The sequence below is a fragment of the Dyadobacter sp. HNCC25DJ184 genome (genome assembly GCF_056895215.1).
In genome coordinates this window covers 1-24349 of record NZ_JBXHAQ010000018.1, presented here as the reverse complement: position 1 = coordinate 24349, position 24349 = coordinate 1, and the positions used below count along the sequence as shown (strand labels likewise).

The 24349-nt window shown below is 41.9% G+C and carries 20 protein-coding genes; 11 read left to right on the top strand and 9 right to left on the bottom strand.

All coding sequences use genetic code 11. From position 1 onward, the window contains the following. The first annotated feature begins 61 nt into the window (after nt 1-61). A complete protein-coding gene (locus AC1XUD_RS22650; protein ID WP_483363310.1) occupies nt 62-1828 on the top strand; it encodes a response regulator in 1767 nt (588 codons plus the stop codon). A gap of 10 nt (nt 1829-1838) precedes the next feature. On the opposite strand, the gene AC1XUD_RS22645 is transcribed toward AC1XUD_RS22650, so the two are convergent. Beyond that, nucleotides 1839-2840 carry a polysaccharide deacetylase family protein gene (locus AC1XUD_RS22645; RefSeq protein WP_483363309.1) on the bottom strand — a complete coding sequence of 334 codons (1002 nt, stop codon included), beginning with the start codon at nt 2838-2840 and terminating at the stop codon, nt 1839-1841. A 181-nt stretch (nt 2841-3021) separates the two neighbouring features. Here AC1XUD_RS22645 and AC1XUD_RS22640 point away from each other — a divergent pair, with 181 nt between their 5' ends. Both AC1XUD_RS22640 and AC1XUD_RS22635 read left to right on the top strand, forming a co-directional pair. Further along, complete coding sequence (locus AC1XUD_RS22640) at nt 3022-4002, top strand: hypothetical protein (RefSeq protein WP_483363308.1); 981 nt, start codon at nt 3022-3024, stop codon at nt 4000-4002. Nucleotides 4003-4088: 86 nt separating this feature from the next. Further along, nucleotides 4089-4472 (top strand): META domain-containing protein, encoded by a 384-nt coding sequence (locus AC1XUD_RS22635; protein WP_483363307.1) that lies wholly within the window; start codon nt 4089-4091, stop codon nt 4470-4472. A gap of 90 nt (nt 4473-4562) precedes the next feature. On the opposite strand, the gene AC1XUD_RS22630 is transcribed toward AC1XUD_RS22635, so the two are convergent. From AC1XUD_RS22630 to AC1XUD_RS22620, 3 genes are read right to left on the bottom strand one after another with little or no spacing between them, the layout of a single operon-like run. Continuing rightward, on the bottom strand, nt 4563-5546 hold the full coding sequence (locus AC1XUD_RS22630; protein WP_483363306.1) for a bifunctional heptose 7-phosphate kinase/heptose 1-phosphate adenyltransferase: 984 nt from the start codon (nt 5544-5546) through the stop codon (nt 4563-4565). A gap of 53 nt (nt 5547-5599) precedes the next feature. Beyond that, a complete protein-coding gene (locus AC1XUD_RS22625; RefSeq protein ID WP_483363305.1) occupies nt 5600-6031 on the bottom strand; it encodes a GNAT family N-acetyltransferase in 432 nt (143 codons plus the stop codon). Further along, complete coding sequence (locus tag AC1XUD_RS22620) at nt 6028-7278, bottom strand: bifunctional 3,4-dihydroxy-2-butanone-4-phosphate synthase/GTP cyclohydrolase II (protein ID WP_483363304.1); 1251 nt, start codon at nt 7276-7278, stop codon at nt 6028-6030. Before AC1XUD_RS22620 ends, AC1XUD_RS22625 begins: the two co-directional genes overlap by 4 nt. 178 nt (nt 7279-7456) lie before the next feature. Here AC1XUD_RS22620 and AC1XUD_RS22615 point away from each other — a divergent pair, with 178 nt between their 5' ends. From AC1XUD_RS22615 to AC1XUD_RS22600, 4 genes are all read left to right on the top strand, one after another. Beyond that, a complete protein-coding gene (locus AC1XUD_RS22615) occupies nt 7457-9379 on the top strand; it encodes a T9SS type B sorting domain-containing protein (RefSeq protein WP_483363303.1) in 1923 nt (640 codons plus the stop codon). Nucleotides 9380-9548: 169 nt separating this feature from the next. Next, entirely contained in the window at nt 9549-11504 is a 1956-nt protein-coding gene (locus AC1XUD_RS22610; protein ID WP_483363302.1) for a T9SS type B sorting domain-containing protein, read from the top strand. A 27-nt stretch (nt 11505-11531) separates the two neighbouring features. Beyond that, entirely contained in the window at nt 11532-11879 is a 348-nt protein-coding gene (locus AC1XUD_RS22605; RefSeq protein WP_483363301.1) for a YbaB/EbfC family nucleoid-associated protein, read from the top strand. 7 nt (nt 11880-11886) lie between these two features. After that, nucleotides 11887-12981, top strand: coding sequence for a glycosyltransferase family 2 protein (locus AC1XUD_RS22600; protein WP_483363300.1), 1095 nt, complete (start codon nt 11887-11889; stop codon nt 12979-12981). On the opposite strand, the gene AC1XUD_RS22595 is transcribed toward AC1XUD_RS22600, so the two are convergent. Next, the gene (locus AC1XUD_RS22595) at nt 12896-13117 is read right to left on the bottom strand and encodes a PspC domain-containing protein (RefSeq protein ID WP_483363299.1); all 222 of its coding nucleotides are present in this window, start codon (nt 13115-13117) and stop codon (nt 12896-12898) included. The two genes, AC1XUD_RS22600 and AC1XUD_RS22595, sit on opposite strands and share 86 nt — an antisense overlap. A 344-nt stretch (nt 13118-13461) precedes the next feature. Here AC1XUD_RS22595 and AC1XUD_RS22590 point away from each other — a divergent pair, with 344 nt between their 5' ends. Beyond that, the gene (locus AC1XUD_RS22590) at nt 13462-13656 is read left to right on the top strand and encodes a cold-shock protein (protein ID WP_215241359.1); all 195 of its coding nucleotides are present in this window, start codon (nt 13462-13464) and stop codon (nt 13654-13656) included. A gap of 63 nt (nt 13657-13719) precedes the next feature. On the opposite strand, the gene lysS is transcribed toward AC1XUD_RS22590, so the two are convergent. Continuing rightward, a complete protein-coding gene (gene lysS / locus AC1XUD_RS22585; protein WP_483363298.1) occupies nt 13720-15435 on the bottom strand; it encodes a lysine--tRNA ligase in 1716 nt (571 codons plus the stop codon). Between the two features lie 323 nt (nt 15436-15758). Between lysS and AC1XUD_RS22580 the strand changes: the two genes are divergently transcribed. Continuing rightward, nucleotides 15759-18209, top strand: coding sequence for an AsmA-like C-terminal region-containing protein (locus AC1XUD_RS22580; protein ID WP_483363297.1), 2451 nt, complete (start codon nt 15759-15761; stop codon nt 18207-18209). 161 nt (nt 18210-18370) lie between these two features. On the opposite strand, the gene AC1XUD_RS22575 is transcribed toward AC1XUD_RS22580, so the two are convergent. Continuing rightward, complete coding sequence (locus AC1XUD_RS22575; protein WP_483363296.1) at nt 18371-19087, bottom strand: response regulator transcription factor; 717 nt, start codon at nt 19085-19087, stop codon at nt 18371-18373. Nucleotides 19088-19173: 86 nt separating this feature from the next. Next, complete coding sequence (locus AC1XUD_RS22570) at nt 19174-20034, bottom strand: hypothetical protein (RefSeq protein WP_483363295.1); 861 nt, start codon at nt 20032-20034, stop codon at nt 19174-19176. Here AC1XUD_RS22570 and AC1XUD_RS22565 point away from each other — a divergent pair. Together AC1XUD_RS22565 and AC1XUD_RS22560 are read left to right on the top strand one after the other, a co-directional pair. Beyond that, nucleotides 20033-21145, top strand: a complete 1113-nt coding sequence (locus tag AC1XUD_RS22565) for an AI-2E family transporter (protein WP_483363294.1) — start codon at nt 20033-20035, stop codon at nt 21143-21145. The genes AC1XUD_RS22570 and AC1XUD_RS22565 overlap by 2 nt on opposite strands. Nucleotides 21146-21508: 363 nt before the next feature. Next, entirely contained in the window at nt 21509-21709 is a 201-nt protein-coding gene (locus AC1XUD_RS22560) for a hypothetical protein (RefSeq protein ID WP_483363293.1), read from the top strand. Nucleotides 21710-22047: 338 nt separating this feature from the next. Here the strand turns inward: AC1XUD_RS22560 and AC1XUD_RS22555 are convergent. Beyond that, nucleotides 22048-24349: TonB-dependent receptor (locus tag AC1XUD_RS22555; RefSeq protein ID WP_483363292.1), on the bottom strand; the 2302-nt coding region annotated here is incomplete at its 5' end.

The window sequence follows — 24349 nt, the reverse complement described above, 5'->3', positions numbered from 1 at the left end:
TCCTTTTGTATTATTTTCGTGTAGTATAAATTCAATATTGTATATTTGAAATCTAATAGTATTGCGGTATAACGTAGTGAATAACTTTGTGTTAGATAATCATTCAAACTTTGACTGGGAGTTAGAAATTGAGCGAAAATCTCAATGGGGGCACCGTTTCTTTTGCATAGCAATTATTATCGGTTACCCGATTACTTCGATTCTATATTACCTCAATAATCCGGACTATTTTCTGGAGGTTCTTTTGCTGTTACTCGGGACCAGTGCCATCCTTATTGTGGTACTGATTCTCCATTTTAAGGGGATGCTGGACAGTCGAAAAACCAGCTTTTTATTTTTGATCACTATTACCATTATTAATGCTTACATTCTTTATAGTGTTCCTCATAAAACATATGAGAGGGTAAACACAAATCTTACGCTTGCCTTAATCTTCTTTATTCTGGTACTGCGGTGGCCCACTTGGTATGCGGTAACGATTTCGATTTTGGCGGTATGTTTGGTACCGTTAGCAATATACCTTCAGGGGCCGGATGCCTTAAGAATGTTTTTGGCGCAGGGCGGCTTGTTCTTCGGTTTGAGGGTAGCCGTATTCCCTTTCGTTATCCGACTAAGATATAATATTGATTATAAGGAGTTTGTATTTCTGAAGAAACTTCGCGAGCAAAATGTAGAGCTGGAACAACAAAATGAATTGATTCAGCGCGCCGGAGAGGCCAAGTCAAATTTCCTGTCTACAATGAGTCACGAAATCCGCACTCCTTTAAACGGAATCGTCGGCATTGTGAATATTTTGCGACAAGATAGCGGACTTAATAAAGAACAGACAGCGCTTCTGGAGACTTTACAGTTCTCGACCGAGCACCTGATGTCCGTCGTTAATAATGTACTGGACTTCAATAAAATCAGTTCGAAATTTATAGAACTGGATGCATCGCCGTTTGTGGTTAAAAAGCTTCTGGAAAACCTGCGGAAAACTTTTATTCCTATTATTGAAGAAAAAGGGATACTCTTGATTTTTGAAGTTTCTGAGGAAATGCCACAGGTTTTAATAGGTGATGAAATTCGTTTGAATCAAATCATTACAAATTTAATTCACAATGCGATCAAGTTTACTAGTAGAGGGCATGTGAAGTTAGTTGTAAAACCGGAGTGGAGGAACGACCAAAAAGTTGCGGTTAATTTTGCGATAAGTGATACCGGAGTAGGTATCTCTGAGGAGGAGCAGGAAAAGGTTTTTGAGATTTTCAAGCAGGCTAGTTCAGGCAATAAAGTGAGTACTGGTGGAACAGGGCTTGGGCTTGCGATCACCAAGGAATTAGTTATGCTGCACGGCAGTGATATCGTTTTGACGAGCGAGCTGGGGAAAGGTTCTGTGTTTTCGTTCACGATTGAATTTCCGTTTGTGGAGGAATATAAAAAGGAAGCAGTGATCGATATTCCCGAGAATATTTCTGAAAACAAATACAGGAAAATCCTGGTAGCAGATGACAATAATATCAATCTGCTAATTATATCCTCGTTGTTGAAGAAGTGGGGTATTGAGCATGAGCTTGCTCATAATGGTCAGGAAGCAGTAGATCTGGCAAAATCCAGAAGCTTTGATATGGTACTTATGGATCTGAATATGCCTGTGATGGATGGTTTTGATGCGCTCCGGGAGATATATGCACTAGGTATAGATATTCCCATCATCGCGGTTTCTGCCTCTGCATTTCAACAGGAGAGGGAAAGGGCATTATCGTACGGATTCACAGATTATCTTGTAAAACCGTTCCTGCCGGAAGAGCTTTACAAGATGGTTTCGCCGAAGGAGTTCAACCCTTAGCCCAGTGTTTTTATTTTACATTTTGGCGTCGGGTCATCACTTCCCGCCAGGTAGTCAGAATAATACCTTCTTTTTCAATATATTTTTTTAATTCTGGATCAATCATTGCCACCAGGTCGCCTTCACGGGTCGGCCAAGAGTCGGATATATGAGGGAAGATTTCGCTGTTCTGAGTACAATGCATGATCACCATTGTCAATCCCGGCTGGATATTTTTGAGTGCCTGAATATATTTTGCTGTTTTATATTTCTGAAGTGCTTTTATTGATTTGTCACCATTTTCAGGCCCCTTCCATCCATAGCTGCTATTTTCGAGATCGTCCAAAACCGGCAGTCCGGCATCCCAGAGTTGTTTGCCAACCATTCGCGTCATAGCCAGTCTGTCTCCAACCACCTTTTCCTGTTTTTTAACAATGGTATTATGACCTCCCGGAAACATCACCGGGATTTTCTCTGTCATCCCTAGTTTTATATATCGGCCTAGAAAATCATCCGTAGCAAACAAGGTGCCCATGTGCGAGTCCAAATGGGTTGGTTGAAAGCCCATGGCCCGGGCACGATCCAGTTGCGCTTTTATTTCAGTTTCCACTTCGTCGGCTGATGCATTTTTGACGACATTTTCAACGCTGCTCCACATGGCACCTTCTGAGTCTACCAACCCTTTAACAGCGGGCTTTCCGGCCAATGGTCCCCAGCGATAGTCGTTCCATTCGGACGTTAGTGTTAAGTGAAGGCCGGCGTCTATATTCGGGTTATCCTTAAGGTAGTGGACAAAACCAGGCACCCAGCCGCAGGGCATCATGACACTTAAGGAAGTGGCGACACCTTCGTTTATGGCCTTAATTGCACCTTGATTGGACTCATATGACATGCCTACATCGTCAACATGCATGATGATAACCTTTTTGCCTTTCGGGAAACCCAGTTTTTCTGCAAAAGTGACTTCGGACGTTTGCGCTTTTAACGCCGATGAAAACACTAGAAACGCGGAAACTATATATATCAATTTCATGACTGTGGCTGTTTACATTACCTTTGAATTCTTTACCAATATCTTACTTTTTTTGAAGCCGATAGTACCAGTGTTTTATCCAACTTTTATTTTTTCTGAGTGTTCGGGCGTGAAAAATATCCAACAAGCAATACCTCAAAGAATTACGCGTTTAATCCGGACAACTACTCTATACCCCGATATGCCTTTGAGACAAATTCTGCTAGCCGTACTTTTTGTGACAATAGCTCCCGTTTCTTTTGCCCAGCATTTTTCTCTCAGCCGACTTTTCTATCCCAATATGACGCTAAGCACGCAATATAATGTGCCTGCACCGGTGAAAGATGGAGCCGATTTTGGTCTGACAAGAACCGGATTTTTTGGGATGACACCGGTCCAGAGTGAGGTGCAGGTGGGATATAGTCTTCGGAAGAAACTGGATTTGAGGGCTGTTCACACGCTTATGTATGCACAATATGATCAATTGAAGCCGACCATCGATGGGGAGAATAATCCTGAGCAGGGGTATAAAACGGTGTCCGTCGGGGTGATCAGACTTCAGGCAAGCATCAAAGACAAGCTTTGGGTATATGGTGGAGGCATTGGAATTACGGAAACAAACGAGACATTTTTTTCTCCTCAGCCCTTTTTCTGGGGCGGAGGGGCACGTATGCATATTTTAGGACTCCGAACTCAGATTATATATGGTTCCATATTGGCATATAATCAAAAGTTGATGTTCGTGCCCATATTTGGTTTGAATAAGGGTTTAGGAAAACATTGGCGTGTTTCAGCCTTGTTGCCTTTTATGATCAATGGAAATTACCGTGCGACGAAATGGTTTAATGTAGATATGTTGACCGGCCTGAGTGGATATAGTGGCGGTTTTCAGGTTCAGACGCCGGAAGAGAAGCTGCTCCGAAGGCAGAATTTCCATCAGATCAAGTCGGGATTGTCTGCTAATCTGCATTTATTTTCCGTGCTGAATTTGTCGGTGGAGACAGGAATTACTACATTCAGGAAAGTAAAGATACTGAACGGGGCCAGGGAGAATCTGGATACCTATTCGCCGGCGGCTTCTCCGTATGTCGGCGTAAGTGTCCGTTACATTACCAGCCGTGGCAAGCTTTCATCCAAATTTGTCCGAAAAATGGGACTGGGTGAGCCGGGTTTTAACTGGTAATTCATTATTTCACCAATCTCACTATGAAGCATTTACTTTTCGCCGGAATTCTTTTTCTTTTTGTCTTTGGATGTAAATCAAACAAGATGAAAAATACTGGAGGGCAGACATATCGGGCTGCCGATCAGCTAAACGGCACTTGGGAATTGAATCTTATTCAATATCCAGGCAAGAGCTTCGAGGAGCTATATGCAAACAAAAAACCACGGATTGTTTTTGATATAGCGGCTAATCAGTTTACTGGCAATACGAGCTGCAACTCTTTTTCGGGAACGTTAATTACTGAGGGCAACAAAATCGATTTTTCGAAACCTTTTGCCATGACAAAAATGCTATGCCCGGGGGATGGAGAAGCGGTTTTTGTCGAAATGTTACAAAAAGTGAATGGGTTTGCTATTCAAGACAAGAGGACTTTGACCTTTACTACCGGTGATATCGCAACGATGCGATTTGAAAAAGTTGGAAATTAGTATTTTTCCTACCTTTTCAAACCTAGCTTTGAAATATATTGATATTTCAAAGAGTTAATCTTCGAAAGCCGAAAGCTAACCGCCTAGCTCCTACAGTATCCCCAGCTTTGCTGATTCAGATTTAAGCAAAGATTTGTCAATTGGAACAACTCCAACCATTTCACACACCAGTCCTCCTCCCAAATTGGAAATAGCAGCAATAACTTGCGGAGGAAGTTCCAAAGCAACACAGCAAGCAGCGATGCTGATGACAGTATCGCCCGCGCCTGAAACATCGGCGATTTGTCGGATATGGGCTGGAAGTTTGTGCGTCTGATTTTGGTAATCGATATATACCCCGCGTTCAGACAAAGTAATAAGTGCTCCTTTTGTGTTGAGCGTTTCTTTCAGGTGGTTTACGGCATCCGCCAACTCAGCCGGATTGTCTACGTTGAAATCAATTTTCAAGCCTTCACGCAGCTCTTTAAGGTTTGGCTTAAAAAGAGTAGTATTCAAGTAGGAAAGGAAATTTCTCTTTTTTGGATCCACCACTGTTGGCACGTTATGCGCGTTTGCCAAAGCGGTAATTGCCTCAATTGTTTCCGCTGTGAGAACACCTTTATCGTAATCTTCAAAAATTACAACCTGGCAGAGCGGTAAAAGTTGCTTCACTTTTTCAATCAGCAGTGCAGCTTCTTTCGACGATATGGGTTTATCCGTTTCAGTATCCACCCTCACGACTTGCTGAGTTCCTGCTATGATGCGCTCCTTGATGGTGGTGATGCGCTCGTCACTTCTGATAAGTCCTTCGCAATTGAGCCCTTTTTGTTTCAGGCTGTTTTCCAGCATATCGCCTGGGCCGTCATTTCCAATCACGGTGCACACCATTGCTTCTGCGCCCAAAGCCTGAACATTCAGAAGCACGTTTCCGGCGCCGCCCAGCCGGAATTCCCGCCTGCTGACATTTACCACCGGAACTGGAGCCTCGGGAGATATACGCTCTACTTTCCCCCAAATATATGAGTCTAGCATTACATCGCCGACTACCAAAACTTTCAGATTGTTGAATTCTTCAAAAATATGATCAATTCCCATTTAATATCATTTTCTGTTTTTCCGCCTTATCGTGTCGGAGACGGGTGATAATACTAGTTAACCGGCGTTGAAAAATGCAGGCTGGACACTTGGAATCCTTTGTTCAGATATAGGCGATGCGCATTGGTTCGCGCTGCCGAAACGCCCGAATCCAGGTGGACTTCATCGAAACCGTGCTCTTTTGCATATGCCATTATCCAGTCAAGCAATATACCGGCATGACCTTTTCGACGATGATCGGGTAAAGTCGAAAGATCGTCGATGTATATGTATTTGCCGCGAAATAGATTATATCCCGTTTCGAATACTGCAATGGAAGCCGCGGCACCATCTTCTTCAATAAAAATCAAAACACGATTATCGGCCAGTGTTTTTCTAACGGCTTCTTCATATAAGTCGTCAGAAAGGGCAGGTCGAAGTGCCTGAATCGCTGCGCGGCATTTTAAGATATCGTCGGGAGTTTCAGCCTTCTGAACAGTGATCATCCTTTGTTAGACGGAATGGTTAGGTTCGAAAGGTTGTGCCCCATTTTATCTCGTTTCGTCACCAGATATTGTTGATTGAACGGATTTGCAGGAATTTCTATTGCAACAGAATCAACGATCTCAAGCCCATACCCAATCAATCCTGCTCGTTTTTTAGGATTATTGGTAATCAGTTTCAGTTTGGAAACTTCAAGGTCACGCAAAATCTGAGCTCCTACGCCATAATCCCGTTCGTCTACAGTAAATCCTAGTTCAAGGTTCGCTTCAACAGTATCACGACCCATTTCCTGCAGTTTGTAAGCCCGCAATTTGTTCAAAAGACCGATTCCACGCCCTTCCTGATTCATGTATACGATCACACCTTTGCCAGCTTTGTCGACCATATCCATCGCCGCATGAAGCTGCGGGCCGCAATCGCAACGGCAGGACCCGAAAATATCGCCTGTTACGCATGAAGAATGGACTCTCACCAATATAGGTTCGTCTTTTTCCCAGGTACCTTTTACCAGTGCAAGGTGCAACGCTCCTGTATTGACCTGGCGATAGCATATCAGATCAAAATGTCCCCAATTGGTAGGCATATCCACACCAATCTCACGTTTGATAAGCGATTCTTCTTTGAGACGGTATTCGATTAAGTCCTTGATACTGACTAATTTCAAATTTAGTTTGTCTGCTATCAAACGCAACTGAGGCAATCTTGCCATCGAGCCGTCTTCGTTCAATATTTCAACCAATACACCAGCCGGAGACAGTCCCGCCAGTCTTGGAAAATCTATCGCAGCTTCCGTATGACCTGTCCTTCTAAGTACACCGCCGGTTTTAGCTCTTAACGGAAATATATGCCCCGGACGACCCAGATCAGATGGTTTTGTATCAGGATCAACAAGTGCTTGTATGGTTTTCGATCGGTCACTGGCAGATATACCCGTAGTACAACCATTTCCCAAAAGATCGACTGACACCGTAAATGCGGTTTCGTGAAGAGCGGTATTATTGCCCACCATCATTTCCAATTCCAGCTCTGCACATCTGTCTTCGGTAAGAGGAACGCATATCAAACCTCTTCCTTCGCGAGCCATAAAGTTGACGATTTCGGGAGTAATCAATTCGGCAGCGCATATAAAATCGCCTTCGTTTTCACGGTCCTCATCATCCACAACTATAATCACTTCTCCTCTTGCGATGGCCGAAATGGCATCTTCAATAGGATCCAATTTTATCGAACTATAATTATTATTATCCATTTAAGGTATTGGTGAAAATAGTTTCACTGAAAATCTCGTTAAAAATGCAAAGTTAAAGCCTTAATCTTGAAAAGCTTTACTTTTGAACTTATAGTTCAACAAGCAAAAGACATGAACTGTTTCAGAAAGTAACTATACTTTCCGGCCAAAATTTTCTTTTGAACACACTCAGCGGTAAATGAAAACCTATATCCCGACAATTGTATTCATTCTGTGGGCGGTATTCCCTGGCAAATCCATCTCTCAAAGCTTCTGCGGGGGAAGTGGCGGGTTTAAAATTTTGCCGACGGCGCACTGTTTTCCGAAGACGATTATTGTCGAGAACTCGGCAACAGGTGCGCAAAATCCCCAGTATATCTACGATTTCGATAGAAATCAAACTGCCGCCCCGGATAGTAAGAGGTTTGAGTCTACAGCGATTCATACTTACAATGAGCCGGGAACCTATACCATTTTACAGGTCGGGGACAATGGCGAAAAGTATTGTAACGATGTGGTGGTAAGGGAGGGAAGGGCTCCCGAAGCAGACATTGTTCGTTGTAATGATCATGTGAGGATTAAAATAGTTTTAAGTGATATTACACTGGCATATGATTATATCGAGGTGGATTGGGGGGATGGCAGCCCCAAATATATATGGGTAAAAGGGGGCAGGCTTTACGTTGACCATCAGTATAGCACAAACCAAGCAAATCCGGTGATCATAACAGGCATGTATGTGGAAGGCGACTGCAGAACCAGTGAACCATTGGAACTAACTGGCTTAACTTCTGATATGATGTCTTCAATCAAAATAAAAAGCCTTGAAATTCAAAATAATGGCCAGGCGAATTTGATTTTTTCAGGGGTAGACGGCGTGTCAACCGAGGTGTTGATCGATAAGGGAACCGGTGTTTTTGAGTCGGCTAACAAATCAAGTGATCTGGATGGTATCCAAAAAGTTACGATAAGTGGGCTGGATATCAATCAGATATATCGGTTCAGGTTGTTCAGTCAGGATATTTGTGGAAACCGCTCGGAAAGTCCTATCGTAAGTTCCGTAACAGTAAATCAAGGGACCCTGGCCTTGGACGAAATCAATTCGCTTGAATGGAATAGTTTGCCAAATACAGAACGGTTGGTAGAATATCAGGTCACCAGAAACGACGTAGTGGTTTTTAAAACTCCTGATGCGCTTTCCTATATTGACAAGGATGTAAAATGTGGAGTCGATTATACATACAGTGTGGTAGCTATTATTGAGAATGATGTGCGGTCTTATTCGCCGGATATCGTTATCAAGCCGTCCAGTTCTACCCCTGAAAAAATTCAGAATGCTCTTGTTTCTGTCGTTTCAGAAGACAAAATCGAAACTACAGTGTCCCTGACCGGTGAAGGGTTGACAAGCACATATGATCTGATCGTCGAGCGTGCAGAAGGCCCCGATGCGAATTTTGTACAAATATCTGCCCCTGGAAATCAAAACCTTACGTTTGAAGATGATAGGGTAAAAACGTCACAAAGGTCTTACTGTTATCAATTTACATATCAAAATGCATGCGGACTTAGGTCGGAGCCCAGCGTTCCGGTTTGTTCAGTCTTTTTGTCGGGAAATATTCAGGGAGTTTCCTGGACTTCAGAAAGTCCGTTTCTCAGCGAACTGGAATCCTATGAATTAATATTAAAAGACAAGAATGGCGACTTAGTGGATCAGCTTCCAAAGCAAAAGGAGACAAATCACGCGATTAATTTAGGAAGTGATGAATCCTCAATCGTCAGCTATCAAGTCAAATCGTATTCGGCAAATGGCTCCGTTAGCTATTCAAATACTTTCCGTTTAGTTACCAATCCGATATTACTGATTCCGGATACGTTTACTCCAAACGGAGATTCTCACAATGAAAGATTTGAGGTAAAAGGTTATTTTATTGATAAGTACAACATTTCCATATTCAACCGCTGGGGAAGTGTAGTATTTCAATCCTCCTCGATCACCGAGAGTTGGGATGGCAAACTTAAAGATGTTCCGGCACCTTCCGGATACTATTTGTATAAAATAGAGTCAACTGATTCTATCGGAGGAACCCTGATTAGGACAGGTAGTCTGCTACTAATCAGGTAGTTCCAAAATCAAAGTTTGATTCAAGCGCTAAAATACTTTTAGCGCTCATATGTTATTTCTCCACCGGCATAAGGGGCAATTCTTCAATTTCGTCTGTTACAATTTATTACTTTTATTAAGAAGGCCTGTCATAATCAATGATTATGCAGGTTAATTTATACACACTTACATGAAAAGATTTCTATTCATAATTTCTGTACTCATATTAAATCAGATTACGGGCAGGAATTTGGTTCAGGCTCAGGGGCTATGTAGTCTTGGCGGTGGAGGTTTTACCGTAGATAAAACAGCAGGTTGTAATCCACTTTCTATACAAGTTACCAACACTTCCAATGTAGGTGCACAGTTCGTAGAGTATTACCTTACATATAGTCCAACTGTGCCTGGAACCAATGGATTTAAAGTAGTCGCGGAAGAGGATGGTGTCACGGCCATGACTTACATTGTTCCGGCCGGTACCTACACACTACTTCAACGTGTGTTCCGACCTGAGGGTTTTGGTTATTTTTGCACGCCGATAAAAGTATATTCTGTTGCCGCGCTGACCGCCGCAATCACCTCTTGCGGGGGTGGGAAAATTAAGCTGACATTGGAAGACAATGCGGTGCTGGCGGGCTACGACTATATTTCAATCGATTGGGGAGACGGGATTAAGGGGACCTGGAATAAGGGAGGTGATTTAACGCTGGAACACCTCTATACGACTACGACGGATGCTCCTGTTATCAAACTGCAAGGCATTTATGCTCCCGGAACAGCCTGTCCGTATGGGCAGATAAGTTCAATTCCAGTTGCTTTTCAGCAACCTCAGTTGTCGAATATTGCTGTCAAATCTTTGGAAATGAGGGCAGATGGATCTTTAATGATCAACTATACCGGAGTTGCGGCCGTTGCCACTGAAATATATTTTAGCGAAGACAACGGAGCTACTTATAAATTGGCGGCCAGGCGAACCAGTGGAGGAAGTCAAATCTATAGACAGGCTGGGTTAACTCCGAATAAAGTATATCTGGTAAAGCTTTCTTCCACAGATCTTTGCGGTGGAAAAATTGAAACGGAACCTGTAAGTAGTATATCAATTTCAGGGTCATCCGGAAGCGGCTCGAATGTTTTGAATTGGAATAAATTTCACGCAGAACCAGATTTCAAAGAATATCAGCTTATCAGAGATGGTACGCTCATAGAAACGATATCTGATATAAGCAAAACTTCATTCAATGACGATGACGTCCAATGTGATGACAATTATGAATATCAGATTTTAGCTATCACTAATAAAATTACGTCTACTTCCGCCCCCATTTCAGTTAAAACGGTCATAACCAATCCTCAACCATTAAGTGGTGCTCTGGTATCAGTCGTGTCCGAACGATCCGTGCAACTCCACGCTGATATACCCGGAAGCGGCAGAGGGACATATACGCTGACGGTTGATCGGGCGGAGTATGGAAGTACCTTATTCAAAAGACTGGTGACACTTTCGAATGAAAACGATTATTCAGATCTGGATGTGAGAACCTCGGAAAAATCGTACTGCTATAAATTTAGCTATCAGAATGCCTGTGGACAAAAACTTCCGGCAACATCACCAATTTGCAGCATCTTACTGACAGCCCAGATTCCAAATATGTCATGGATTGCCGAAAAGCCTTTTCTGGATAATATATCTTCATACGATATTATCCGGACAGGGGATGTCAGCGGAGAGAGTCAGATAAATGCAGATCTTCGAACTACCTACCTGATGTCTCTTGCACCGCAGGCAGACCAGAAAATCGAATACAAGGTCAGAGCGAATTCGGCATCTGGCAGTTTTACCAGCTTTTCAAATACTATAGTTGTTAATTCCAATGTGAGCGTATACATTCCTGAAGCCTTCACCCCAAATGGTGATGGGAATAACGATTTGCTGGAATTAAAAGGCACACAGTTTCAATCTTTTAATATGTCTGTCCTAAATCGCTGGGGGCAGGTGCTGTTTAATACGAACAGTATTGCAGAATCATGGGATGGTACATATAATGGAAAAGAAGTACCAGTTGGCTCGTACGTATACAAGCTTGTTCTGGTAAACTCGTTTAACCAAACTACGGAAAAAAGTGGTACTTTTATGCTGTTAAGATAGTAATCAAAAGTACGAAAACAGATAGCTATGTTTGGAAATATGGCCGACATGATGGGGCTGATGGGCAAGATGAAAGATCTTCAGTCGCGTATGCAGGAAGCTCAGGGGCAGTTGTCCGGAATTATTGAGACGGGGGAATCCGGAGGAGGTATGGTGAAAGCCACCGTGAATGGAAATAAAGTCTTGGTAGGTTTGGATATTGATCCTGATTTGATCAATCCGGCTGATAAAGAGATGCTTCAGGACCTTATTGTTGCAGCTGTCAACAAAGCGCTAGAAACCATTGAGCCGAAAGTTAAGAACCATATTCAACAGGCAACAAGCGGTATGCTACCCAATATTCCGGGCTTGGATCTCAGCAGTCTGATGAAATAGTATATTAATGGCCTCTGACACCGCAATAGTTATCCTGAACTATAATGGCAGGCACTATCTCGAAAAATTTCTTCCCAATATCATAAGTCATTCGAAAGGATACCAGATATGGATTGCAGATAATGCATCAACTGATGACTCATTATCTTGGTTATCAGTCCATTACCCGGAGCTTTCTACAATTGTGATTTCGGAGAATAAAGGATATGCCGGTGGCTATAACTATGCGTTAAAGCAGATAGAATCCGAATACTATGTTCTCCTCAATTCGGACGTGGAAGTAACCAGGAACTGGATCGAACCTGTGATCTCCTTCATGGACTCAGACCCGAGAATTGCTGCCTGCCAACCCAAGATATGCGCCTATGATCTGCGAACGCATTTTGAATATGCGGGTGCTGCCGGCGGTTATATGGATTATTTAGGATATCCTTTTTGTCGTGGTCGCATTTTCGATACGAGAGAGGAAGACAATGGCCAATATGACGATGAGCTTGATGTCTTTTGGGCTACAGGGGCATGCCTTTTCGTAAGATCGGCAGCGTTTCATAAAGCGAATGGGTTTGATGAAAGATTTTTTGCCCATATGGAGGAAATAGATTTATGCTGGCGCCTGCTCAACGCCGGATATCGCGTGACTTATTCCGGTAAGTCGTTGGTATATCATGTTGGAGGAGGAACTCTGCATAAATCCAATCCGGGAAAGACGTTTCTGAATTACAGAAACAATTTGATCATGTTATTCAAAAACCTGCCAAAGGGGAGACGTTGGAAAACGCTGTTTTTCAGGATGGTTTTGGATGGGATCTCTAGTGCAAGATTCGTAGCTACCGGAGCATTTCCTGACGTCCTGGCCATCATCAGAGCACATATGGCATTTTATGCCATGATCCCCCAGCTTCTTAAAACCGAAAGGCGCACCTTCTATAGAGCACCGCTTTACTATAGAAGCGTGGTTTGGGAGTATTTTGTGTTAGGAAAGAAGACTTTTCCCGAATTGACGAGAGTGAATTCTGCTAAAACTCCCAAATCGTCGGACTATGGTGTCTCCGCCAGTGTTGACGAAGTTGCATCCAAAAAGCCAATATCAGATATAGAATGATAGGGGAGCCGAATGTCATGAAGGTGGCATAAATGAAATACAATCGGATGCTACTCGCCGGAAACTTTAATTTTTCTCCAAGATTGGCGCAAACCCCAAAAATCTGATCCTCTACAAAATAGCGCAGTCTATTCATAAAATTATAGTCAATAATTGCCTCATAATTAGCCTATTCAATACGAATTTACGATTATCTCGACAAAATTTGAGTCATTGGCGTTAAAATACCGCTAACTAGTAAATTTTTCAAATTATTCCCCTAAATAAATTGTTTTACGAACAATTTTTGTTTCTTTGTGATTGAAGGAGTTTGTGCTAGTTTCACTATTATCATTATGTCCTAATGATAAATGTCAAAAAATTCTCTTGCTAAATATTTGAGCCTCCCTCAATTATTTGGTTTAGAAGCCAAAAAGCATACATTAGAAACGTGGAAAATCCTTCAGTATTTTCACCTTATTTCATTTTTATTTCACTATTATGCCAACAGGTACTGTAAAATTTTTCAATGAAGCCAAGGGATACGGCTTTATCGTTGAAGACGACACAAACAGGGATATTTTCGTCCATGTTACAGGATTGGGAGGACTTACTATCCGTGAAAACGATCACGTAGAATTCGAAGTCGTTGAAGGAAAAAAAGGACTTAACGCCGTACAGGTAAAAAAGATATAGTTATTTTTTTTGCAGTAAGGATCAGAAAAAGCCGATGGAATCCCATCGGCTTTTTCATGTTTGTTATGATACCCAGGCAGTTACTTCGTCTAAGGTTGGCATTTTCGCATCAAGCTTTAGCTTTTTCCGCATTCCGCCCAGGTCGTTGAATATCTTGTTTGGACTTGCACCTTTTAACTGCTCAATGGTCAGGAGGTTCATTTTTTGTAATGCAGGAATCCACACTTCCGGAACTCCGGCAGTAATATAATCCGCCTCCTTCGCGATCTCAACCTTCTTTTCCGGTCTCATCTGAGGGAAAAAGATTACCTCCTGAATACTGGAATGATTGGTCAAGAGCATAGTCAGACGGTCAATTCCAATTCCAATTCCAGAGGTTGGCGGCATACCATATTCCAGTGAGCGCAGGAAATCGTCGTCCATTTCCATAGCTTCGTCGTCTCCTTTCTCTTTAAGGTTCAGCTGATCTTCAAAACGTTCACGTTGCTCGATCGGATCATTTAGCTCGGAATACGCGTTGGCTATTTCTCTTCCATTCACAAAAAGTTCGAATCTTTCGACCATTCCTTTTTTGGTCCGGTGCTTTTTTGTAAGAGGCGACATTTCAACCGGATGGTCGATAATAAATGTAGGTTGAATGATATGAGATTCCACTTTTTCGCCGAAGATCTCATCGATCAGTTTTCCCTTACCCATGCTTTCATTAACTTCCATACCCCACTCGCGGCATTGTTGACGAATAGCAGTTTCATCCAGCGCATTTACGTCAAGGCCTGTATATTGTGCAATGGCGTCTGTAATACTCAATCGTGGATATGGGCCAGCAAAGTCGAGTTCCACATCGCCAAACTGTGCTTTTGTGGTTCCGTTTACAGCAAGCGCAACATTTTCAAGAACTTCCTCAGTCATCTGCATCATCCACAGATAATCTTTGTAGGCAACATAGAGCTCAACAGTCGTAAACTCAGGGTTATGTGTACGGTCCATCCCCTCGTTACGGAACAGCTTTCCGAATTCATATACCCCCTCAAATCCGCCGACAATCAGTCTTTTTAAGTGGAGTTCGGTTGCGATTCTAAGATATAAACCCATATCCAACGCATTGTGGTGCGTTGTAAAAGGCCTCGCCGCCGCACCACCGTGGATTGACTGAAGAACCGGGGTTTCCACTTCCAGCCAACTTTTCGAATCGAAATAAGATCGCATGGTGGTGATAATCCTTGCTCTTTTTATGAAAATATCACGCACTTCAGGGTTTACGATCAAGTCTACATATCGCTGGCGATATCTCAACTCAGGATCGGTAAAACCATCAAAAACATTTCCCTCTTCGTCCCTCTTTACAACAGGCAGAGGTTTCAGAGATTTGTTCAAAATCTTGAATTCCTGTACGTGAACAGAAATCTCGCCTGTTTGGGTAGTAAAGACAAAACCCTGAACCCCGATGATATCGCCGATATCCAACAGCTTTTTGAAGACATTGTTGTACAGGCTTTTATCTTCTCCCGGACAAAGATCGTCTCTTCGGAAGTAGAGTTGAATTCGGCCCGAGCTATCCTGAAGTTCTGCAAATGCAGCACTTCCCATAATTCGAAAACCCATCAAACGACCCGCCATCGAGACGTTTTTGTAGTCAATTTTTTGATTTTCGTAATTTTTCAGGATGTCATCCGCATAGGTGTTCACAACAAACTCTTCTGCCGGATATGGCTCAATTCCTAATCTAATCAGTTCTTCTCTTTTCTGACGACGTAGTATTTCCTGTTCGCTTAAAAGCATGGTTTTGAATATTTCTTGAAGTCAGGCTAACAACCGCAGACAGTTGTCGACAAACCCGGAGAGGCTTGGCTATTGACCTTTCTATTATATTAAATTGATTATCTCTTTCTATTTCAAAAGAGTGCGCAAAAGTAATATTTTTTGCGGTGAATATGAAGATTGCTGACGCAAACATGAGATGCCTGTCATGCACATGTGATTCTATATACTGATTTGAAAAATTATATGTGCCTGATGGTATGAAAGGGGAACGGTTTTTATAGAATAGTAATTCTTAGTATGTTACACACAGTTTAATATAATCTCCTTCTCTCTTAAATTGAATGTTTGCAAAGCTCCTTAAAGGTTTCGGTATTCTCACAATCGTGATTGTCTTTCTGTTCGGAGCAGGTGAGGTGTGGATATACCGCAACAAGGATGAGATTTTTCGAAAAGCGAAGGAGGCTGTAAATGATAACCTAAATGGGGAACTTACCATTGGCGATGTCAAATTCAGACCATTTACAGGTGGTTATGGACTGAATTTTACCCTGTACGATGTCCAGCTTGTGGATACCCTTTACAAAAGCCACAATACCCCGATTTTAATGGCCGAACGTATTAACGTTGCGGTAGATTTAAACAGCATCTTTCAAGGGGAAATTATTGTCAAAAACCTGATCCTTCAGAATGGCGGACTGAGGGTTTTTGTCAGGAAGGATGGATACTCCAATCTTTCCATTTTTAGAAGTCCGAAGAAAACGAAAAAAGAGGAAAGTAAGGATAACCTCAACACCTGGATTAACAGATTTGGTAAAACAAGATTTACGAGCTTTGAAGCCACCTATTACGACTCAACATCCGGTAAGCATTATGGTGCGATATTCATCGACGCAGAAAATCAGATTGCAAAGAATGACACCGCTATCGGTATCACCTTTGGTGGCAGAATATTTTTCAAAGGGCTGGTTTTCAAACCCGAAAAAGGAGGCTTTTTAACAAATCAGGACACCAGGGTCGACTTAAATCTGACTTACAATGAGGATAAACGTTTGTTGAAGATCTTGCCATCTACACTTTTCACGTTAAAAAATGATGAGATAGGCATTCGGGGGAAAGTGGATCTGGCCGACTCAATAAAGCACTATGAACTGGGTTTCAACAGCAAAGGTATTGAGGTAAGTCATGCGTTGCCTCTTCTGCAAAAATTTCTCAGCCAGAAAATTGACTCGCTGAATATTAAAACGAAAGTGGCTATTGATGTGAGACTTGCGGGTAATTCTAAACCCGGAAAGCCGCACACAGAGTTGGAATTTAAGACGGCCCCTTTCACATTTGTTTTGCCGGTCGGTCAGTTAAAAAAGGTGCAACTCTCTGCGCGTTACACAAATCAGGCAGATACTACACAGGCACCCGGGCCGTTAAATTCCCGAATGACGTCTACGGATACTAAGGGTATGTTTGAGTCGCTCCCCTTCCAAATTAAATTTGCGGTTACGAATTTTGAAGATCCGCGGGCAGTTGTTGACGGAGAAATAAGGGCCGATTCTATCAATCTGGATGGAGTGCTTGATCCAAACAGATATAAATTTAAGAAGGGTACTGCCCAGATCGACTTCCATTTTGACGGGAGTCTTAAGAAGTTTTATGTTCCAGAAAAGGATGATTTAGATGGCAACTTGTATGGCAAAGTAAGTGTCCGGAATATCGCGATAGATTATTTGCCACGTGGCGTACATCTGAAAGACATTAACGGAGATTTTGTATTTAATCAAAAGGCGGTAGTCTTTCCATCATTCTCATTTGATGACGGGATGAATAAGCTTTATATCAAGGGTCAGGTTTTGGATTTGATTCCTTTCCTCTTTGGTTCCCCGCGGCCTTTGCGCGCTCTGGTGGATATTAATATTCCTACCTGGAAACTCAACTGGCTGGAAACTCTCCTTGCTTCCAAGTCTCCGGTTCGAAACAAGAAACGAAAAAGTTTGAAATTGTCGGATCTGCTGGATGATGTTATCGACAATATGTCAATAGCAGCACGGCTGCGGTCTAAGCACCTGAATTATAAAAGCTTTAATGGAACGAACGTATCGGGCGACTTTGTCATTACCAATAATTCCATGAGAATCAAAAGCTTTTCGATGGATGCGTTTGGTAAAGGATCGTTTGAGGTGTCGGGTGAGCTGGATAATTCGGGTACTAACCTCCTTCCTAAGGCAAGTTTTAGGGGCAAGGTGATCAATGCAAGTGTTAATTCTGTTTTTTCTTCGTTCAATAATTTTGGACAAAAGACGGTTACGCACAAAAATATTAAAGGAGTGCTTAACACTAGTTTCAATTTTGAATCAAGACTCACGAATGATGTTAAACTGGTACCATCCAGCATGCGTGGCGATTTGAAGGTTGATTTTAGAAACGGGTATATCCTTAATTTCGAGCCGTTCTTAAAAATGAAAAAGCTAATTTTTAAAAAGCGAAATTTTGAGACGGTTGAGCTCGCCCCGATTGTAACGGAATTCGTTTTGAAAGGCCAGGAAATAGAAATCAAGCCGTTGGAGATAGAGTCGAACGTGATGACGCTCTATATAGACGGCGTGTACAGTTTCGGGTCAAAAACCAATATCAACATTCAAATTCCGCTCAGCAACCTCAAGAAACGGGATTCTACCTATGTCTTGGTTCCTCACAACGAATCAAGGAAGAATGGCGCAAACGTATTCTTACGCGCGGTGGACGAAGGCGGAGAAGTTAATATTAAACTGGCTTTCCGAAAAAAGGAGAAGAAAGAGGAATAAGATCGTCTCGAAACAAAGAATTAGTTTGCAGAAGCTTCCAGTGGGGGAGGATCAATGACCTGGCGTCCGCCATTGGGCGTCCCCGACTGGGCGTCCCCGACTGGGCGTCCCCGACTAGGCGTCCCCGACTGGGCGTCCCCATCAAATCCTGACTAAAAAAGTTAGGCCGTTTCGACCTCGTCCGCGAACATATATCCAACACCTTTAAGCGTTTTGATATAGGTATCTCCCAGTTTCTCACGAAGTTTTCGGATGTGGACGTCAACAGTTCTTTCCAAAACGTAAATATCGGCACCCCATATCTTCTGAAGAAGTTCGTCCCGGCTGAAAACCTTATTCGGGGTTTGAGCGAGGAAGAAAAGGAGTTCAAATTCCTTTTTCGGCAATACGGTCGACTTTTCTCCGGCTTGGGTAACGGTATAATTTTTACGGTTGATCGTCAAATCCAGGATTTCAATTTGGTCACCAGATTCGGCCTTTTGGGCCTCTCTTCTGAACAGGGCGTTGATCCGGCTCATTAAAGCCCGGGGTTTGATGGGCTTGGTGATATAATCGTCTGCTCCCACTTCAAATGCGGCAACTTCCGAGTATTCTTCAGAGCGTGCGGTAAGAAATAAGATATAGGTATTTTTGATATCAGGATTCTGTCTGAGCATTCTTCCGGTTTCGATGCCATCCATTTGCGGCATCATGATATCCAGTAAAATAAGATCAGGAATAAAGTTTTTGGTAATTTCCAATGCCTTCTTCCCGTTTGATGCAGTCACTACCGAATATCCTTCTTTAACCAGATTATATTCCAACAATTCCACGATATCCGAATCGTCATCCACCACTAATACTTTTGGAACAGAAGTACTTCCTTTCGAAGAGCTCATTTGTAGTTTATTTAAAATCAGGCCGAAATTACTGGGTGTGATACTTTTATTACACTGATAATGCCAATATTAACATAAAGATAACATTACCTGCGTGCAATTAGGAACACCTGTCCCTGCTCATTTGTAGCTATCATATCTTTATTATTAATAAAGGCAATCGCTTCTGATTGCAAATGAGAAAACCGGAAACAACCAATCGGATTACTAAAATTGATTTCTGCATGCTTGACTTGAAACAGCAGGATCTTACCGTAAGTGAGAAGAGCAAAGGTTTTTCCATCAGGACTGATGTCGGCTGAGGTTACCTGTGCACCAATGCTAATACTATCCTGCACAATCGCCTCTCGAATTCCCTTGCTGGCATCCAAAGCGTAAAGTTTAACGAAATGATTTTCTTTACTTCGATTTTTGGAAAACAAATACAGCTTGTCTTTGAAATAGAAAAATGCTTCACAGTCGAAATTCAGATTTGCAGCCTTTGGAGGAAAAGCATGCTGATCACTGTATTTAAATTGAATCTTTTCAGCGGGGATTTCGCCGGATTTCAATTGTCGCAAATCGGTTTTATAAATAGTCAGATCTTTTCGGTTATTTCCGTTGTTACCAAAATCGCCGATAAAAATGGTGCTGTCGGGGCCAGTAGCCAAATCTTCCCAGTCGCGATTGACCGCATTTAAGACCTTTATTTGTGCTTTTTGATTACCGGAGGAATCCATTTCGTAAAGTAAGGGCTCTCCTCCACTGTCATTCATCGTGAAAAGCGATTTGCGCTTATGGTCCCAGACAACTCCCGAACTTTCAGATACCGACGCAGATAGCTTGCCTATTTTGTTAATTTTGTATTCAGCATGGATTTTGTCAATTCCATTTAATCGGTGATCTGGCTGGCAAGTACAAAAAAAGACCTTCACTCCAAACCAAAAATACGCTAATTTACTCATCATGAATCCCTCATTACGAACCGTTAGTAACAAAGATAATGAAACCCCGTTCTACATAAAGCTTGCCAGCGTTCTGGTGGCACTTATCAGCCTGGTATACATACTTTTTACGCTGAGTGATATTATCATTCCACTGGTGTTTTCGGTGTTGATAGCTATTTTACTTCATCCGGTTTGCTCATGGCTGGAAAGGAAGAATATTCCCCGGATCGCGGCTATTCTGTTAAGTATTCTTGTTCTGATTGGAGTGTTAGCCGTGCTAGTTTTCGTAGTTTCGATTCAGTTGGGAAGTTTGGGCGACGAACTGCCTCGAATTACAGAAAAAGCAGAATTGCTGCTGGATAAAATGCTTGCCATGGGAGAGCAATATCTCAACGTAAGCAGGTCGCAGCAGGTTAGCGAGGCAAAGAAGTACCTGATCAACGCTTTGGGCGAAAGTAGGGAAGTGGTTTTTAATACGCTTGTGGGGACGACCGGGGCAATATCGACATTTGTATTGATCCCTCTGTATATCTTCTTCTTCCTGCTCTACCGGGATTTTTTCAGGATGTTTGTTCACAAAGCTTTCAAAAGTGTGGCTGTCGACAATCTGAATAATGTTCTGAAAAAAATATATGAAGTTATTCAAAGTTACCTTTCCGGGCTGTTTTTGGTGATATTAATCGTGGGTGTTCTCAATAGTATAGGACTGCTGGCGCTTGGTATACCTCACGCCATCTTCTTCGGATTTCTGGCAGGTTTTCTTATTTTGATACCTTATATCGGAATTTTGATCGGATCCGTTTTGCCTGCTTTACTAGCTATCCTCACCATGGATTCGCCGTGGTACGCTGTTGGGGCAATAGGAATTATGAGTTTTGTGCAGTTTCTGGAAGGCAACTTTATCACGCCGAATATCGTCGGTTCGAAGGTGAGCGTTAATCCCCTTGCTGCAATCGTTGCGCTGTTTTTTGGAGGTCAATTATGGGGGATTTCGGGTTTAATATTGGCATTACCAATTACCGCCATTCTAAAAGTGGTTTTCGACGCTATTCCGGCACTGGAGCCATATGGATTTTTGTTAGGGGAGCCGGTTCATGAGGTAGCAGAAGAGCGGGCCGAAGAGTCATGTTAATCTCCATACTAAATGAGAAATAATCGCGAAATAATTTGATTTTTTCTCCACAGTCGTGAGAAAATCACCTTACTTATTGAGAATGTTTTCAATAATCTCCATACGGAATGAGAACTTTTTTAGAAGAAAAGAAAAGGATTCTCTCAATTAACTGGTAGTGAATGTAGTAGCTTACTTTTTTGATTCTTATTAAGTTGATTTCCCATTTACTTCGGAGTTTTCTCATTTAGTTTTGAAATTGACAGAGGCGTTCTTGGGGTCAGCTCCCAAATAAACTATCTAGTCAAGACTGAGGAGCCGGAACCTTTGAAAATTGCTACTTTTCGGTGCCAAACCGGATTTCAGTTCGATGAACCGATGATCTTGAAACGTGGTCGAACAAAGAAAGCAATTGCCGCAGTAAAGCAATGTATAGATCTTAGTCAGGCCCACGCTTATGGAGCATTTTGCTACAAATGTGATGAAAAGAATATGATTCTCGTACGCAGTGCAATGCAGTCACTCTACGATCTTGAACAAGCGATTTTAGCTTTTTTAGATAAGATTAATGAATTGAAGAAGTGAGCACTAGGTGGCCAGCATCAGAATGACTGTTGTCTGGAATACTACATCACAGATTCGTATATGGCCTTCAGATCTCGCAAATGCACAAATGATGAATCTTTAACGGTCTCGGCACCGTGATACCGCTGAATAGACTGGATTTGTCCGTCAATGAAGAGCAAGGGGCTCCTGTAATTTTCATATAACGATTCAGTGATATTTCTCCTTGAGCAAATATTGCGGTTTGAAAGTATTTATGCAAACCTTCTAATTCTAAGTCTAGTTCTTTCGAGGTCACAACAACACAATTTGTTTCACAAAGATCTCTTCGCTTGGTTTTTATATACGGAATGGTTACGCTACCTAAATAAGAACGAATAGCTTATCGAAGGTACGATTCCGTAGGCAGTTAAACCGGCAATTTGATAAACTTGAAAACCACTATAATCCTGTGCGCGTGCTACGGCAGAAAATATATTCTTTTTATTATAGACGTTATAAATTCCAAATGTCCAAGATCCCTCCCCATTAACCTTAGGGCGGTTTTTTAGAATAAAGGAAACGTCCAGGCGATGGTAAATTGGTAATCGGTATTGATTGCGTCCTGTATAGGAGTAAAATAGCGCATCATGGTATAAAAATGTCTCAGATGGTAATGTAATCGGAGCACCGCTATTTAAAACAAAATTTGCAGAAAACTCGACCCTTTTGAATGGAGCTGCGTACAGACCAGTAAGAGCAAGTGCATGTCTTCTATCATCTCGGGTAGGATAAGGATTACCGTTGTTGATGTCCCTAATTGTTCGCGTTGTTTTGGAAAGGGTATACCCAATTTGATATCTTAAATGACCATTCTGTTTATTTAGCATAAATTCTATGCCGTACGCCAGGCCTGTTCCGGATCTGACGATTGCACCAATATCTTGATTTAAAAATAGATCCGCGTTGTCGATGAAATCAATGACATTTTTTAGCGTCTTATAATAACTTTCAATCGTAAGTCCATAGTTTCCTTTTTGTAATGAAGCATAATATCCTAGGGAAAACTGTCTGGCAGTCTGTGGTTTGAGATAGGTCCCTGAAGGTATCCAAATATCTGTTGGCAAACCCACCGATGAATTTGACAATAAATGTGAATATTGTGCTGTCTGATTAAAACTAAATTTAATGGAATTGTTTGGCGACATAAACCAAGTTAGTCCAAGTCTCGGTTCGGGAAGGGAATATGTTTTAATGATTTTGCCCTTCGAATACAATGTGGAATCAAGCACTACTCGATTTATGCCATCACTAAATTGATATATTGTTTGTGGCCCTAACAGGCTAAAAATGCTTTGACGTAATCCTACATATGTCTTTATCTTAGAGTTGGGATTCCATGTGTTATCTATAAACAATGCAGGGAGAACAGATTGCTTCATGGAAATGCTCGACTTTTTCGTTACTGACAATGTATCAAGTGGTTTGATTGCGCCTGGCCGATTGTTATTTCTGGATACTTGAATTCCAAAATTTATAGCATATGATGTAGAAACCGTGTAGTTAAATTCGGCTTTTGTGTTGACTTCTCTTTGACTGGCGCTCCAGTCAAATCTTCGGCTGTCATCTAATGTTTGGTAGTGATACCCGTAATTACTATACGAAACGTTTGTGATCATGAAGAGGCGATTGTTGAATAAATGATTCCATTGCAATGAAACCGTTTGATTTCCCCAATCCATCAATGTGTTCCCTTTAAGGATATAATAGTTAAAGACATCACCGCCAGTATAAGCAGAAATGTAGACGCGATCTTTTCCTGTCTTGCTTCCAAAATTGACTTTGGCATTCAGGTCGTAAAAATTTATCTTATTTCCCTTAGAAAAATCCTTCGCGTCATAAATGTTGAAAACATTCTTCATTGCCGAGCCTAGTCCATTCAGTATTCTGCCGGCGTAACTATAGCGACCTGATACAATAAATGAGCTCAGACCTTTTTTAATAGGTCCTTCAGTTGTAATTCTGCTTGCGATAAGCCCAATTCCAATTTTAGTTTCATAGTTATTTACATTTCCATCCCTCATGCGTATATCGACTACCGACGATAACCTATTTCCAAATTGAGCGGGGATCAAGCCCTTATATAGTTCTGCATCCTTTATTGCGTCCGTATTGAACATCGAAAAGAAACCTAAGGCATGGCTAGGATTGTAAACTGGCGCTCCGTCAAGTAGTATCAATGTTTGATCATAACTCCCACCACGAACAGCTATGTTCGTAGTAGCCTCACTGGGAGATTTAACTCCTGGTAAAAATTGTATTGCTTTTAATAGATCAGGCTCGCCTGCAAAAGACATCTGTCTTTGGACGTCAGCAATGTTGATTTTGTTTCTTCCTGCTACTACATCAGCTGTGATATTATTCCCTTTAACAGAGACTTCATCTAACGTGTCCGTGGCCGAAGATAAATTAACATTCCAGAGCATATTAGAGGATAATTTAAACTTGGTTATTTTAGAACTATAACCTAAGTAGCTCACGACGACAGTATAGCTGCCCGCTGGGACGCGAAGAGAATAATATCCAAATGCGTTCGCTTGAGAAGAATATTTAGTATCTAATAATTGTATGGTTGCATAAGGCAATGTTTCAGATGAAGCACTGTCCTTTACAATGCCTTCC

Coding starts and splice junctions, on each gene's coding strand:
- AC1XUD_RS22645 (WP_483363309.1), bottom strand. CDS start 2,840: ATGAAATTGATATATATAGTTTCCGCGTTTCTAGTGTTTTCATCGGCG.
- AC1XUD_RS22605 (WP_483363301.1), top strand. CDS start 11,532: ATGTTTGGAAATATGGCCGACATGATGGGGCTGATGGGCAAGATGAAA.
- AC1XUD_RS22625 (WP_483363305.1), bottom strand. CDS start 6,031: ATGATCACTGTTCAGAAGGCTGAAACTCCCGACGATATCTTAAAATGC.
- lysS (WP_483363298.1), bottom strand. CDS start 15,435: ATGCTTTTAAGCGAACAGGAAATACTACGTCGTCAGAAAAGAGAAGAA.
- AC1XUD_RS22565 (WP_483363294.1), top strand. CDS start 20,033: ATGAATCCCTCATTACGAACCGTTAGTAACAAAGATAATGAAACCCCG.
- AC1XUD_RS22570 (WP_483363295.1), bottom strand. CDS start 20,034: ATGATGAGTAAATTAGCGTATTTTTGGTTTGGAGTGAAGGTCTTTTTT.
- AC1XUD_RS22600 (WP_483363300.1), top strand. CDS start 11,887: ATGGCCTCTGACACCGCAATAGTTATCCTGAACTATAATGGCAGGCAC.
- AC1XUD_RS22595 (WP_483363299.1), bottom strand. CDS start 13,117: ATGAATAGACTGCGCTATTTTGTAGAGGATCAGATTTTTGGGGTTTGC.
- AC1XUD_RS22615 (WP_483363303.1), top strand. CDS start 7,457: ATGAAAACCTATATCCCGACAATTGTATTCATTCTGTGGGCGGTATTC.
- AC1XUD_RS22640 (WP_483363308.1), top strand. CDS start 3,022: ATGCCTTTGAGACAAATTCTGCTAGCCGTACTTTTTGTGACAATAGCT.
- AC1XUD_RS22575 (WP_483363296.1), bottom strand. CDS start 19,087: ATGAGCTCTTCGAAAGGAAGTACTTCTGTTCCAAAAGTATTAGTGGTG.
- AC1XUD_RS22590 (WP_215241359.1), top strand. CDS start 13,462: ATGCCAACAGGTACTGTAAAATTTTTCAATGAAGCCAAGGGATACGGC.
- AC1XUD_RS22630 (WP_483363306.1), bottom strand. CDS start 5,546: ATGGGAATTGATCATATTTTTGAAGAATTCAACAATCTGAAAGTTTTG.
- AC1XUD_RS22620 (WP_483363304.1), bottom strand. CDS start 7,278: ATGGATAATAATAATTATAGTTCGATAAAATTGGATCCTATTGAAGAT.
- AC1XUD_RS22610 (WP_483363302.1), top strand. CDS start 9,549: ATGAAAAGATTTCTATTCATAATTTCTGTACTCATATTAAATCAGATT.
- AC1XUD_RS22580 (WP_483363297.1), top strand. CDS start 15,759: ATGTTTGCAAAGCTCCTTAAAGGTTTCGGTATTCTCACAATCGTGATT.
- AC1XUD_RS22635 (WP_483363307.1), top strand. CDS start 4,089: ATGAAAAATACTGGAGGGCAGACATATCGGGCTGCCGATCAGCTAAAC.